The organism is Rhodopirellula baltica SH 1 (genome assembly GCF_000196115.1).
Classification (GTDB): Bacteria; Planctomycetota; Planctomycetia; order Pirellulales; family Pirellulaceae; genus Rhodopirellula; species Rhodopirellula baltica.
Genome location: NC_005027.1, coordinates 6,640,730 through 6,653,683, shown reverse-complemented (window position 1 = coordinate 6,653,683; position 12,954 = coordinate 6,640,730). Strand labels below are relative to the sequence as shown.

The window sequence follows — 12,954 nt, the reverse complement described above, 5'->3', positions numbered from 1 at the left end:
TCTGCGCGGCGTTTCTGCCTGCATTTGCCATGTCCCCATTTGCATCCGCCGACGAATCATCGACCTCCAGCTTATCAGCCCAACTCAAAGAGACAGCCGACAATTCGTCCAAACGATATCCGGCCGAAGTGCTGCAAACTTTTCAACGTGGCGTCGAGCAAGTGCGTGCGACTGGCATCGAAGAATCGGCCAAGAAAGTCGGTGACGAAGCAATTGACGCGACACTGAAAGGGTGGGACCAAAACGAAGTCACACTCAGCGACGTTTGGTCCGAAGGCCCCGTCATTCTGATGTGGTATCGCGGCGGATGGTGCCCGTACTGCAACCTGCAATTGCGAGCCATGCAGAAACAACTTTCGGCCATCGAAGGCGCTGGTGCAAAGCTCGTCGTCTTGACCCCCGAAGTGCCTGAGAAAGCCAAAGAAACGGCGGAAGCCAACGACCTGGAAATGCTCGTCTTGCACGATCGCAAAAGCGAAGTCGCACGAAAGTACGGCATCGTGTTCGACTTGCCTGAATCAATCCTTCCGGTGTACCGCGACAAATTCCAACTTGCCAAGCGTAATGACAACGGCGCGATGGAACTGCCTCTTGCAGCGACCTACGTGATCGATACCAATGGAAAGATCACCTACGCATTTGTTGATGCGGACTACAAGAAACGCGCCGAACCCGCCGACGTCGTCGCCGCGGTGAAAAAGCTTCAGTATTTGAATCATTGACGCTCAAAAAAGAACGCACCGGTGATTGCATCGCCGGTGCGTTTTTTCGTTGGATGATCGAGCCTACCTGTGACTTTGACTGACGTTTCGCTCAGACAGTCAGATCGGTCAGCTGCTTGACTTCGTCTTCGGTGAATGGCTTCTGCAACCGAGCGCCCATTTGAGCCACCACCCGGGCGGCGGCGTGCGAAGCCAAGTGGCCTGACTGACGCCAATCCAAACCGTTGGTGATGCCGTACAAAATGCCGCCGGCATACATGTCACCCGCTCCCGTCGTGTCGATCGCTTTGACCTTCACGCCTTCCACGGGAATCGCTTCGCCGCCGTGCATCAAGATCGAACCGTTCGGCCCCAGAGTCATCGCAACGTTCTCGGCTGACTCGTGAATCTTGTTCGCACAAGCGATCGGGTCTTCCAGTCCGGTCAAACTCTTGGCCTCTTCTTCATTGCAGAAGAACAAATCGACGGGGCCTCGAATCAAATCCCACATTTCATCCTTCATCATGTTGACGAGGAAAGGATCCGAGGCGGTGAACGCGACTTTGACATCGTTCTTTTTCGCTAGCTCGATCGCCTTGTAAGCGGCCGCTTTGGTTTGTTCGCCGGTGAACAAGTAGCCTTCGATGTAGACGTACTTGCTCGCCGCGATGACGGCTTCGTCGATGTCGGCTTCGGACAACGCGGTCGATGCGGCCAAGTTCGTCAGCATGGTTCGCTGAGCGTCTTCGGTGATCAAAACCGCACATGTTCCGCTTGGTGTCCCAGGCTGAGGATCCACGTCAATGGTGACACCGAGAGCACGCAAGTCCTTCAAGAAGAACTGCCCGGTTTCGTCGTCACCAATTTTGCCGACGAAAGCAGCTTTGCCACCAAAATCCGCGACCGCGGCGATGGTGTTTGCGGCCGAACCGCCTGCACAGCGAGACAGCGACGGCAGGTCAAATCGACTCAGCACAGTCGCTTGTTTCTCGTCATCGACCAGCGTCATGATGCCTTTGTCGAGCTTCAGTTCGGACAACAGGTCATCGGCAACCATTGTCTGAATGTCAACGAGAGCATTGCCAACCGCGTAAACATCATGCGTCATCAAATTCAACCAGAGTGAGAGAAACAGACTCGTCCTTGCCCGCGAATTGGCCTGGACCAAAGCAGCCTCGCATCCGCTGGGCGGGTCCGCAGTGTACTCGCGAGAGACGACTCCGCCAGCCAGCTATACTGACGCGGTTGACCATCGCACCCCACGCCCCCCACCATCCATGACCACCTCACACCACATTCTATTTGTCGCCACGACGGTTCTCGCTTGCGTGCTACCGGCTTCTCCCGTCCAGTCTCAATACGACCCGCACCCTGCTGGAATCGACTACCGAGAAGACTACCGCAATCAGTTTCACTTCAGCCCAAAATCGGAGTGGATGAACGACATCAACGCGTTGATCTACGCCGACGGCAAATACCACATGCTGTATCAATGGGGCAAAGCGATTCGCCACGGTGGCTATGCGACCAGCCCCGATTTGCTGCACTGGAAAGACGAAGGCGTCGCGCTCATCCCACAAGAATCATTTTTGCCCGCCGAAGCCAAACGCAATGTCAGCGGAGCACAGGTCTACTCCGGTAGCGGCGTCTTGATTTCAGGAGAAACCGCCGAGAAGATCACCGGCTCAACCAAAGAAGCCATGGTGATGATCTACACCGGAACCAAGGCAGGGACCTGCTTGGCGTGGAGCAACGATGGCGGCACCACATGGCATGACTACTCCGGCAATCCGGTTGCTAACCAAACTGAGGGAGCCGACCCCCGCGATCCGTGCGTGTTCTTCCACGAACCAACCGGCAAGTGGATCCTCGCACTGTACGAGAACGGAACGACGCTCTACGGGTCGGACGATTTGGTCGAGTGGAAACAACTCAGTAACATCGACTTTGGTTACGAGTGCCCGGACATGTTTGAATTGCCACTTGACGGCAACACAGAGAACATGAAGTGGGTTCTTCACGACGCAAATGGTTCCTACTTGGTTGGCCAGTTTGACGGAGTTCGCTTCACACCGGAACAAGAAACTTTGGTGATGGATGTTGGACCCGACTTTTATGCCGGGCAAACCTTCTTTCGGCCCAACCTTCCGTCAGGCGATGTGATTCAAATCGCATGGAACGATCATTGGAACGGAGGCATCGGTGAAAGCCCCTGGGAACGCAACGCAACGTTCCCGGTGAAAATTGGCTTGGTCACTCACGACGGAAAGATGAAAGTCACCCGCACACCAATACAAGCGATCACGACGATCTACGATGACACTACGAATTGGACAAACGAGACAATCACCCCCGAGGATGAAAACGGCGGGCTACTGAAAGACGTTCGCGCCGAGGCATTCGACTTGACCGCGACGTTCGACTTGAGCGACTCCACCGCCGGTCAAATTGTCTTCCGGATCGCAAACAAAGAGATTGTTTACGACATCGAAAAGCAACTGTTGCTAGGAAAGTCACTCAAGCCTGACCACGACAAAAAGCTGACCATCCGCATGTTGGTCGATTGGAGCTCGCTCGAAGTCTTCTCGGCCGGAGGCGTGTTCTCCTACAGCGAGCAGTTTGCTTTCACACCCGACGATGAGTCCGTCCGTTTGTTCACGCGAGGCGGAAACGTTGCCCTGGAAAAGCTGCAGCTCAACCGAGTCAAAAGCATCTGGTGAAACCGAGTCGATGACACTGGGCGAATTCAGCGTGTTGAGTTGCAAGCTCGATCGCATTGCCGCCTCGGCATTCGCCACGGTTGCTTCCTCGCGAACCGGGGCATAGGCCCAAACGGCCAATCCAAGGTCGCATTCAATCGAATGAGTCGTCTTCGCCAACCACTCATCCTGGCGGTCAGTCACCTCAGTCTGCAAACATCGACGACAATCCGGCGTCGAACTGGCCCCGTGTCAGCACTGTTGGCACGCCCGCCTCTCGCGCCCCTTTCAAGCGGGCGACTTGCACGTGCGGTCCATAAGCGACCACGCGAGCTTCGGGACACACCCGTGAAACTGTCGGCATCAGCTCCGCGACGACTCCGTTGCGAGTCGACAGGTCAACAATGACCCATCCCACATCTTCGTTGAGTTCTTCCGGCAATCGCCCGGCGAGTGAAAACGTTTTGTCCGCCGATTCGCAGGCGGCACGAACTCGCGAGGCAAAAATCAAATCGCCAGAGAGGAATAAAACGGTTGATTTCATGGAGGATTCCGGTCGATAAACGATGTGTCAGGATACAAGGAAGAATGAGCGAGAACGCAACCGAAGACAAGCCGACCGAACCCAGTCCTCCGACATCGTCGATGTACAAGGAGAAGGTTCTGAAGATCCGCACCACCGTCAACGTCACGTTGGCGGAGAAAAAGGAGCCGCTTCGCAAGATTCTGGCTTTGGTGCCCGGCTCGATGCTCACCTTCGACGTGCATTGCGACCGACCGCTGACGCTGCGTGCGGGTGGTCACCCAATCGCCACCGGCGAAACAGTCAAAATTGGCGACAAGTTCGGTTTGCGAGTCCGCGAAATCGGCGTTCCCAAAGAAGACTGAGACGCGGAAAGAACCAACCGTGAATACAAAAAGGCCCGTCTGAAATCGTCGAACTGATTTCAAACGGGCCTTTTTCGTTTCATTGCTAAAGGATCACGACGTCAACGTGTGGATTACTTTCCCTTTGCCGGACGGCCGAAGAAGACCGCGCGATCGATGTGAAAGATGCCAGTTCCTTCCAAGCCAATTTTGATGTATTTGGCGACCGTGCCCTCGGGAAGTTCAACCTTCCATTCGGCCTGCGGCGACTCGCTCTTCCAGACACGGGTCCAATCCTTTCCATCATTGGAAGTCCAAACGGCCAATCCCTTTGCTCGGTCGTGGAACTCCTCGTCTCGACGGTTCGTGATCGTGCCGCGTACCAATTCGGCCGGGTTTGCCAACCGAAGGATCACCGCAGGATCGGTTGCGGGCTGCTTCGAGTGCACCGCGAAACGATCTTTTCGCACGCCTTCTCCGCTGAACAAGTGCTCCGCTTCGCGGTTCCAAACGGCCGGCCAATCGCCAGGCACACTGATCATTGAATCACGAGTCACCTCGATCAGATTCCCATCTTTGCGAAGCGGGTAATCGGTGTTCGGGTTTGTCGCGATCCACTCACCGCCCAAGAACGCCAACAGATCCAAAAACTCACTCGGAGCAACTGTTTCGGTCAAACCTTCGGGCATGCTGCTAGCCTTCATCGGTTTGCGAATTTCGATCTCTTCCTTATCGATCACTTTGGTTTTACCGTCGGCGATCCCCAACGAGATCGTTTCTTCGTCTTCCTTCAAAATAAAGCCGCCAATGGCTTCGCCGTCATAGGTCAAAATCATGACCGTTTCGTACCCCTTGGCGATTTCTTCGTTTGGCCAAACGATCGACCGAATGATGTGTTCCTTCGTCATCCGTTCTCCGATGTCCGTCAGCTCAGGACCAAACGCCTTGCCAAGTTTGCCGTGCAAGTGACAAGCTGAACAAACACGTTCGAACACTTTGGCTCCCGTCTCTGCATTCCCACGAGATGCGGCGACCACTTGTTGCAACGCGACCAATTGGTCTTCTTGCTTTGCATCGACATCGGCCAAGATTTTCAAAGGACGATAGACTTCCGCGCCCGGGCCGGTCGCGATCTTGTATTCCTTCAAATACTCAGCCGCTTTGGCTGGCAACGATGCGATCAGTTCCTGAATTTCGACTGAGTCACCGTCCCAGTGCTTCGACAACGCCGACATCGTGTGTTCCAAGACATATTGAATCCACTTGTCAGCAGGTCGATCGATCCCGGCCAAAGCCACACGAACTCCGACGGGATGATCCATCAGGCTAGCAGCACGAAGCGATTCAAGTCGCACGCGAGCATGATCATCTCGACCGGCTTCCAAGAGGAACTGCACAAACGGAAGGTCGACCGACAATTCGATTTGATCCGATGAGTTGGCTTGCTCGTTGCCGGACAGAAAACGCCATTCGTTGCCAACGACATGAGTCGCGGCGGCACGTTGCTGAAAATTGCCCTCCGCTAAAACCTTTCGGGCAAGATCCAAGTCGACGTTGTGAAATGCTTCTTGTACCCAAAGGATCTCAAGAGCAGCTTCAGCAGCCGGATTGTCCTGCAACCATAGCTTCGATGCCGCAACCACTTCCTCGGCGGGACGACTGAGCAGTGCTCGCCGAGCACGGTATCGGGTTCGAGTCTCGAATGCCAACAGTTGGTCCATCACCTCGATCGTCGGCAGATCCGACTGCGTCACAACGTCGAGCAAAGGACGTTCTTTGTGACGCATCCGGTAGATCCGGCCGTGTTCGTGATCGCGGTTTGGATCTCGCTGCGAGTACTGCATATGACCGATCAGGGCGTTGCACCAATCGCCGAACCACAACGCGCCATCCGGCCCAATCTTTGGATCGACGGGTCGGAAGAACATGTCCGTGCTGACCAACAAGTCATCCGTTCGCTCACCGGTCAAACCTGCTTCGTCATCTTGGTCGCGAATTTCGAACGCTGGCATCCCGTGCATGTTGATCACACACGCGTAGATCAAACGGTTGCGAAACTCTTCTGGGAACTGACGTGAGTGCAGGATCTCGTTGCCTGCCGCCGGACGGATTCCGTGGTTGTTGAAAATCGGCTCCAACGTTTTTCGCGAACGGACATCACCACCCGACAATGCGTTCGTCCAGTGGTGCTGGGCATTGGTCCCGTCACCAATGATTCCATTGCCGTGTTGATCAAAGACTAAACACCATGGGTTGTATTGACCGGGCGTGCGGAAGTGTGTCAGTCGCAGGCTTTCCAAATCCCAAACGTAACTGCCCGATGCGCCCGCTTCTCGAACAGGTCCCCAAGGTGTTTCAACGGTCGTCGACATCGCGATGCCTTCCTGCATGTGCAGGCGGCCGCCATTGGAATATTCCCAAGCGCCCATCGCATGGTGAGTGTCGTCGGTTCCGATTCCGTCCAACACGTGTGTCACTTCATCGGCGACATCGTCTCCATCGGTGTCTCGCAAAAACAAGATGTGCGGTTCGTCGATGACCAACACGCCGTCTTTGTAAAACTCAAATCCGGTTGGACAAATCAATTTGTCATAAAACGGTTTGCACTTGTCCGCTTTGCCGTCGCCGTCGGTGTCTTCAAAGATCAGCAATCGATCACTCGGGCGACTGCTGCCCGGCAACCACTGCGGGTAGTTGACCATGCACGACACCCACAACCGACCGCGTTGATCGAATGCGATCTGCGTTGGGTTGGCAAGTTCCGGAAACTCTTTTTCGCTGGCGAAACACTCCACTTCGAAGCCGTCGGGAATCTCCATTTGCGAGATGGATTGTTCCGGTGTCGGATACTCCAACGTCTTAGGTTCACGCATTTCGCGGAACGAATCATCGCGAGAACCAAACATGGTTTCGGGAATGAAGACCTCACCGGTTTTTGAATCGTCCACTTCGTCCGGCACGTCGCGACCGGCAGACATGTCCCACAGATGTTGATCGCGAACGGCGACCATCTTGCGAATCTTTTGAAACTCACCGGGAAAGGTTTCTGTGTCCCAGGTGCGACGTCCACCGTAGACATACCATCCGTTCAACATTCGGTAGTCTTGCTGGTGCAACCAGGCCTTGTCGTTGACGACTTGGCGCATCGCTTCAAAGCGTTCTGCACCGACCGCCGGTCCCGCGCCGTCAAACAACGCCGCATCGATCAGCAACGAAACAGCTTCGTCCCCCGCTTCGTTTAAATGCATGCCGTTGGTTGTGAATTGGCAGCCAATTTGTTGTTGAAACAATTCAGCGGTCGGTGTGAAAACATCCACGACCGTTAGCTCACGCTGTTTGCCGACTCGTTTGACCGCATCGGCATAAGCGGTCAAGTAACGATTGTGAAGCGAACCATCGGGTTGCAACGGATTGCCGCTGGGTTCAAAGGCGATCGGCGTGACCAAAGCGAACTGGACCGGCCGTCCATCACTCCCAAACTGCTTTGCCAATTCATCCAAGTACGCGTGGTAGTCCGCCTCAAATTTTGCGATTTGTTCCATGTCGTCTCCCGCGAACGATTCATTCATGCCGAAGAAGCACAGGAACGCTTGCGGTGCGAAGACTTTGAATGGATCGTCGATGACCGTGTAGTTGCCAGGGCGTTGTTGCTTGGAAACTTCATCGGTCGGCCAACCAAAGTTTCGAACGACCAGTGGATTGTCACTGGTTCGCAAATGCAGCATGGTTTCCAAATGCCCGTACAGGCTCATCCGCTGCGCCGTTCCATTGCCGACCAACGCCAAACGAGTTTTTGCAGGCAGTTTGGATGGGTCCATGGCCGCCACGTTCAAGCCGGCCAGCGTCAAAGAAAACGCGACAAAACTTAAAAGTAGAACGCCCCGAGGCGGTACCATTTGGGCCTGGGAGGCAACCGACTGCTCGGTCGGAACCAACTTGGCCTGGCGGGTGGAACGAGACCGCGGAAACGCGAAAGATTTCATAAAACGCATGCAAAAAGCGAGAAAGAATGGGGGGATCGAGGCGGGAGAAGTCAGTTTGCGGAACGAGAATCGCAATGCCTTCGTATCGTACAGAATCTTAACCGATTCTCTTGCCAAGTTGGCAGTGGATTCATTCCTTCGTCTGAGCCCCAATTGATGTTCTTTCGACTTCTTGCACTCTTGATCGTCGTCCCTTTCATCGAGCTGATTTTGCTTCTGCGTTTGGCAGATGCGACCAGCTGGTTGACCACGTTGTTGATTGTGGTCATCACCGGGATCATTGGATCATTCTTGGCTCGCCGTGAAGGTTTGGCGACTTGGTTTCGGTTTCAATCGGCCATGTCGCAAGGAAAGATGCCCAGCCGCGAAATTCAAGATGGGTTGATGATCGCGTTCGCGGCCGCGTTGTTGCTGACACCAGGTTTGCTGACCGATGCACTCGGATTCACCCTGTTGACCCCTCCTGGTCGCAGGTTGATCGGCGGATGGTTGCGTCATCGATTCGCGGGAAGTTTTCAAATGCGAACGTTCGGTGGTGACGGATCCGGCTCATCAACCGGCCCATCGATGCAAGATGGATTCGGTCAGCGTGGTTTTAATCAGAACGGTTCCGATTCATCGGGGCAGCGTTCCGGCGGAGCGGGCGATACGATTGACTCGCCTCACTTCGAACCCAAACAATCGCCTTCGCCGTGAACTCATCCAACGACCGTGACACCGGACTGACGGACCTTCTCTTTTCTTCGACGCCGCTTCATCCAACTCCGATCTCGGTCGATTCGGCACACATTCCGCTGACGCATCACAAGCCATTTGATCTTCGCGAGATCCGGGTCATTTTGCTGGACGTCTATGGAACGTTGGTGATCAGCGGCAGCGGCGACGTCGGAACAGCTGACGACGCTAAACACGACGCGGCCAATCAATGGATTCGCGATGCCGCCGTGGCAGCCGGAGTGGACGACCTGAGCGACATCCCAACTTCCGACCAGTTGCGAAATCAGATCATTGCAACGAATGAGGCGGCTCGTTTCGAGACGAACCCGAAGCCGGAAGTCGACATTCTGGAGATCTGGCGGCGGGTGCTGCACGCCAACGGACGCTCGGATTTGGAAACGAATTCAAAAATTTTGGTGAATTGGATTTGCGGTGTCGAAGGGCGTTCCAACCCGGTTTGGCCGATGCCCGGTGCTCACGATGCTCTGATGACGATGAAGGAAAAGGGTCGCCGTTTGGGGATCGTCAGCAACGCTCAGTTTTACACTCCGATGATCGTTCGGTCATTGATGTCGATCCGGCCCCAGGACGCGAAACGTGACCCGTCAAGCGATTCGGCCGAAAGAACGATTGCGGGCGATCTGTCATCCGTGTTCGATCTCAACGCGTGTCATTTTTCCTATCGCTATCGAGCGGCCAAGCCTGGGCCGTTGTTGTTTGATCGTGCGATGCGTCATCTTGGTTCCCTCGGAATTTCGTCCGATCAGGTGCTCTACGTTGGCAACGACATGCTCAACGATGTCTGGGCGGCGAAGCAGTTTGGGCTGCGTACGGCGTTGTTCGCCGGGGACGGTCGCAGCCTGCGATTGCGCACCGATGACGCCCGTTGTCAAAATTGTTTACCTGACATGGTGCTGACACACTGGGAACAGATAGTAGAGTGTCTGTGAGCGAACGTTTACTTGACGTTCTACTGCTAGACGACACACGCATGAGTGGCATCAACGATGGGCGTCCAAATCGGCTTTGTGGGAACACGTTTCGCCGGCACCGATGGGGTGTCGCTCGAGAGCGCGAAATGGGCTCAGGTTCTCTGGGACAATGGCCATGTGAGCCACTGGTACTCGGGACAGAGTGACCGTGACAAAGCAACGTCGATGGTTGTTCCTCACGCTTACTTTGGCCATCCAGACATCGAATGGATCAACCGCAGGGCCTTTGGCACGCGGACTCGAACGCCCGATGTGACCCAGCGGATCTACACGCTGGCGGACTATCTGAAGAAAACGCTGTACGAGTTCACTCGGCGTTTCGATCTCGATCTGCTGATCGTTCAAAACGCGTTGTGCATTCCGATGAACTTGCCGCTCGGCGTCGCGCTGACGAACTTCATCGCCGAAACCGGTTTTCCGACGATCGCCCACCACCACGATTTCTACTGGGAACGAGATCGTTTCAGCGTCTCGGCCGTGACCGACATGCTTTGGATGGCGTTTCCGCCGGCACTGCCACAAATTCAAAACGTGACGATCAACTCGTTCGCACAAGAAGACTTGTCGCACCGCCGCGGTGTTTCGTCGATCTTGGTGCCCAACGTGTTGGACTTCGAAAACGAACCACCACAAGCCGACGAGTACTCGTCTCACTTCCGCAAAGACATTGGGTTGGAAGAAGACGACATTCTGTTCTTGCAGCCAACCCGCGTCGTGCCTCGCAAGGGGATCGAGCATGCCATCGCGTTGGTTGCCGCCTTGAAAAACGACAAGTGCAAACTGGTGATTTCGCACGCCAGCGGCGATGAAGGCAACGAGTACCTTCAAGTCTTGATGGACTTGGCCGAAAGCAGTGGCGTCGATTTGCGTTTGTGTGATCATCAAGTCGGTGACAAACGAGCCCTCGATGCCGATGGCAATCGCATTTACACGTTGGCAGATGCTTACTCGCAAGCCGACTTCATCACGTACCCAAGTATCTACGAAGGGTTCGGCAACGCTTTGTTAGAAGCGTTCTATTACCGCAAACCGTTGTTGGTGAATCGTTACTCGATCTACGTCGCCGACATCGAGCCCAAAGGGGCAAAGGTCATCTCAATGGATGGCTATCTGACCAAGGACGTTGTGTCGAAGGTGGAGCGGATCATCCGCGACAAAGCGTTCCGAGATGAGATGGTTGATTTCAATTATGAAATCGGCCGTGCTTTCTTTTCCTACGGGGTGCTGCGACGCAAACTGCGAGCCCTCGTGACCAACTTCACCGGACAGGACAACTTGTGAGCTCAACCATCGACGACGTCACTCGGTCACGGATCACCGATGTGTATGGGCACGTTCCCGACGTGCTCGCCGACGGCTTGAAACGATGCTTTGACCAATCCAATCCCCCCTCAACTCCCGACGAATTGTGGGATCATCGCGACGTTGTGATGATCACCTACGCCGATCAAATTCGCGAACCGGGCAAGTCGCCGCTCGATGCTCAGCGACAATTCTTACTGGATCACAACCTTGACGAACTGATCCGCTGCGTTCACTTGCTACCCTTTTGCCCGTCAACCAGCGACGATGGATTCTCCGTCGCGGATTACTTGGCCGTCGATCCCGAATCAGGCGACTGGGATGACATCAAACGGTTGGGCGAAAACTTTGACTTGATGTACGACCTTGTGCTCAATCATTCGTCGCAGCACCATCGTTGGTTCCAAGGTTTCTTGAACGACGAACCCGAGTACAAAGACTTCTACGCCACCGCCGATCCATCCGAAGATCTTTCGGAAGTCGTTCGCCCGCGAAGTTTGCCCCTGCTGACGGAATTCGACTCGGCATCGGGCAAGCGTCACGTTTGGACCACGTTCAGCGCCGATCAAGTCGACCTGAATTACGCCAACCCACACGTCATGCTGGCGATGCTGGAAACGCTGGTCGAATACGCTTGCCGAGGTGCACGCATCATTCGGCTCGATGCAATCGCGTTTTTGTGGAAAGAGATCGGCACGTCGTGTTTGCACCTGCCGCAAACGCACGCCGCGGTCCGACTGATGCGACACGTGCTGGATGTTGCCGCACCCGGAACCATCGTGTTGACGGAAACCAACGTGCCCCACGCCGAAAACATCTCGTACTTTGGCGACGGCACCGATGAAGCCCACATGGTGTACCAGTTCAGCCTGCCGCCGTTGTTGCTCGATGCGATTCACAGCGGTGACACCGGCGTGCTTCAGGGTTGGATGCGATCGCTGGATCTGCCCACTGATCAAGTCACGTATTTCAATTTCACGGCGTCGCATGACGGCATCGGAGTGCGGCCTGCCGAAGGCATTCTGCCACAGGAACGAGTCGATGCACTTGTCGAAATTGCAAAGGCTCACGGTGGTCGAATTGGAATGCGGACCAAGCCCGATGGTTCGCAAAGCCCTTACGAGCTGAACATCACATACTTGGAAGCCGTCGCCGATCGTGCAACGGTCCCCGCGGAGGAGCATGCCCAACGGTTCTTGGCCACGCAAGCGATCATGTTGTCGATGGCTGGTGTTCCCGCGGTTTACTTCCACTCGCTGGTGGGGTCGCCCAACGATATCGCCGGCGTCGAATCATCGGGCATCCCTCGCCGAATCAATCGCCATAAATACGAGCGAGCTGAATTGGAAGCGGCGTTGTCCGAAACCGGATCGTTGCAGCAACTCGTCGCCAATGGCTATCGCCACTTGTTGCGAGTGCGAAAGCAGCAGACTCAGTTCCATCCCAACGCGTCGCAGACCGTTTTGAATTTGCCAACCGATGGGCTTCTTGGGTTCGTGAGGCGACACGATGACCAGCCGGCGTTGTGCGTGCTGGCCAACCTGTCCGGCGAAACTCGTGCGGTCGATCCGGCTGACATGCCCGGCAAATTGGACCTCGACGTTCTGTCGGATGAATCGTTGGATCAGAATGCCCCCATCGCGATGGCTCCGTATCAGGTACGCTGGTTGAAGTCATCTTCCACCGCCTGAAC

At 55.2% G+C, this 12,954-nt stretch carries 10 protein-coding genes; 7 read left to right on the top strand and 3 right to left on the bottom strand.

Annotated elements, in window-relative coordinates; genetic code table 11:
- The first annotated feature begins 29 nt into the window (after window positions 1-29).
- Window positions 30-722, top strand: coding sequence for a peroxiredoxin-like family protein (locus RB_RS25695; protein ID WP_164922512.1), 693 nt, complete (start codon window positions 30-32; stop codon window positions 720-722).
- Window positions 723-813: 91 nt separating this feature from the next.
- Here RB_RS25695 and RB_RS25690 read toward each other — a convergent pair whose 3' ends face one another.
- Window positions 814-1,809, bottom strand: coding sequence for an adenosine kinase (locus tag RB_RS25690; protein ID WP_007339822.1), 996 nt, complete (start codon window positions 1,807-1,809; stop codon window positions 814-816).
- Window positions 1,810-1,978: 169 nt separating this feature from the next.
- Here RB_RS25690 and RB_RS25685 point away from each other — a divergent pair, with 169 nt between their 5' ends.
- Window positions 1,979-3,421, top strand: coding sequence for a glycoside hydrolase family 32 protein (locus tag RB_RS25685; RefSeq protein ID WP_164922511.1), 1,443 nt, complete (start codon window positions 1,979-1,981; stop codon window positions 3,419-3,421).
- Between the two features lie 184 nt (window positions 3,422-3,605).
- Here RB_RS25685 and RB_RS25680 read toward each other — a convergent pair whose 3' ends face one another.
- Complete coding sequence (locus RB_RS25680; RefSeq protein WP_007339820.1) at window positions 3,606-3,944, bottom strand: hypothetical protein; 339 nt, start codon at window positions 3,942-3,944, stop codon at window positions 3,606-3,608.
- 44 nt (window positions 3,945-3,988) lie between these two features.
- On the opposite strand from RB_RS25680, the gene RB_RS25675 reads away from it, so the two are divergent.
- On the top strand, window positions 3,989-4,288 hold the full coding sequence (locus tag RB_RS25675; protein WP_007325337.1) for a FliM/FliN family flagellar motor switch protein: 300 nt from the start codon (window positions 3,989-3,991) through the stop codon (window positions 4,286-4,288).
- Between the two features lie 113 nt (window positions 4,289-4,401).
- On the opposite strand, the gene RB_RS25670 is transcribed toward RB_RS25675, so the two are convergent.
- Window positions 4,402-8,085: a PVC-type heme-binding CxxCH protein gene (locus tag RB_RS25670; protein WP_231845977.1), complete on the bottom strand. Its 3,684-nt coding sequence runs from the start codon at window positions 8,083-8,085 to the stop codon at window positions 4,402-4,404.
- Between the two features lie 321 nt (window positions 8,086-8,406).
- Here RB_RS25670 and RB_RS25665 point away from each other — a divergent pair, with 321 nt between their 5' ends.
- From RB_RS25665 to RB_RS25650, 4 genes are read left to right on the top strand one after another with little or no spacing between them, the layout of a single operon-like run.
- The gene (locus tag RB_RS25665) at window positions 8,407-8,946 is read left to right on the top strand and encodes an FxsA family protein (protein WP_007339818.1); all 540 of its coding nucleotides are present in this window, start codon (window positions 8,407-8,409) and stop codon (window positions 8,944-8,946) included.
- The gene (locus RB_RS25660; RefSeq protein WP_007339817.1) at window positions 8,943-9,917 is read left to right on the top strand and encodes an HAD family hydrolase; all 975 of its coding nucleotides are present in this window, start codon (window positions 8,943-8,945) and stop codon (window positions 9,915-9,917) included. The genes RB_RS25665 and RB_RS25660 overlap by 4 nt, the downstream gene beginning before the upstream one ends.
- A 57-nt stretch (window positions 9,918-9,974) precedes the next feature.
- Window positions 9,975-11,240, top strand: a complete 1,266-nt coding sequence (locus RB_RS25655) for a glycosyltransferase family 4 protein (RefSeq protein WP_037226281.1) — start codon at window positions 9,975-9,977, stop codon at window positions 11,238-11,240.
- Window positions 11,237-12,952: an alpha-amylase family glycosyl hydrolase gene (locus RB_RS25650; RefSeq protein WP_011123692.1), complete on the top strand. Its 1,716-nt coding sequence runs from the start codon at window positions 11,237-11,239 to the stop codon at window positions 12,950-12,952. The genes RB_RS25655 and RB_RS25650 overlap by 4 nt, the downstream gene beginning before the upstream one ends.
- The last annotated feature ends 2 nt before the right edge of the window (window positions 12,953-12,954 follow it).

Bases quoted from the DNA above. Each gene is read 5' to 3' on its own strand.
- RB_RS25695 (WP_164922512.1), top strand. From the start codon at position 30: ATGTCCCCATTTGCATCCGCCGACGAATCATCGACCTCCAGCTTATCA.
- RB_RS25690 (WP_007339822.1), bottom strand. From the start codon at position 1,809: ATGACGCATGATGTTTACGCGGTTGGCAATGCTCTCGTTGACATTCAG.
- RB_RS25685 (WP_164922511.1), top strand. From the start codon at position 1,979: ATGACCACCTCACACCACATTCTATTTGTCGCCACGACGGTTCTCGCT.
- RB_RS25680 (WP_007339820.1), bottom strand. From the start codon at position 3,944: ATGAAATCAACCGTTTTATTCCTCTCTGGCGATTTGATTTTTGCCTCG.
- RB_RS25675 (WP_007325337.1), top strand. From the start codon at position 3,989: ATGAGCGAGAACGCAACCGAAGACAAGCCGACCGAACCCAGTCCTCCG.
- RB_RS25670 (WP_231845977.1), bottom strand. From the start codon at position 8,085: ATGGACCCATCCAAACTGCCTGCAAAAACTCGTTTGGCGTTGGTCGGC.
- RB_RS25665 (WP_007339818.1), top strand. From the start codon at position 8,407: ATGTTCTTTCGACTTCTTGCACTCTTGATCGTCGTCCCTTTCATCGAG.
- RB_RS25655 (WP_037226281.1), top strand. From the start codon at position 9,975: ATGGGCGTCCAAATCGGCTTTGTGGGAACACGTTTCGCCGGCACCGAT.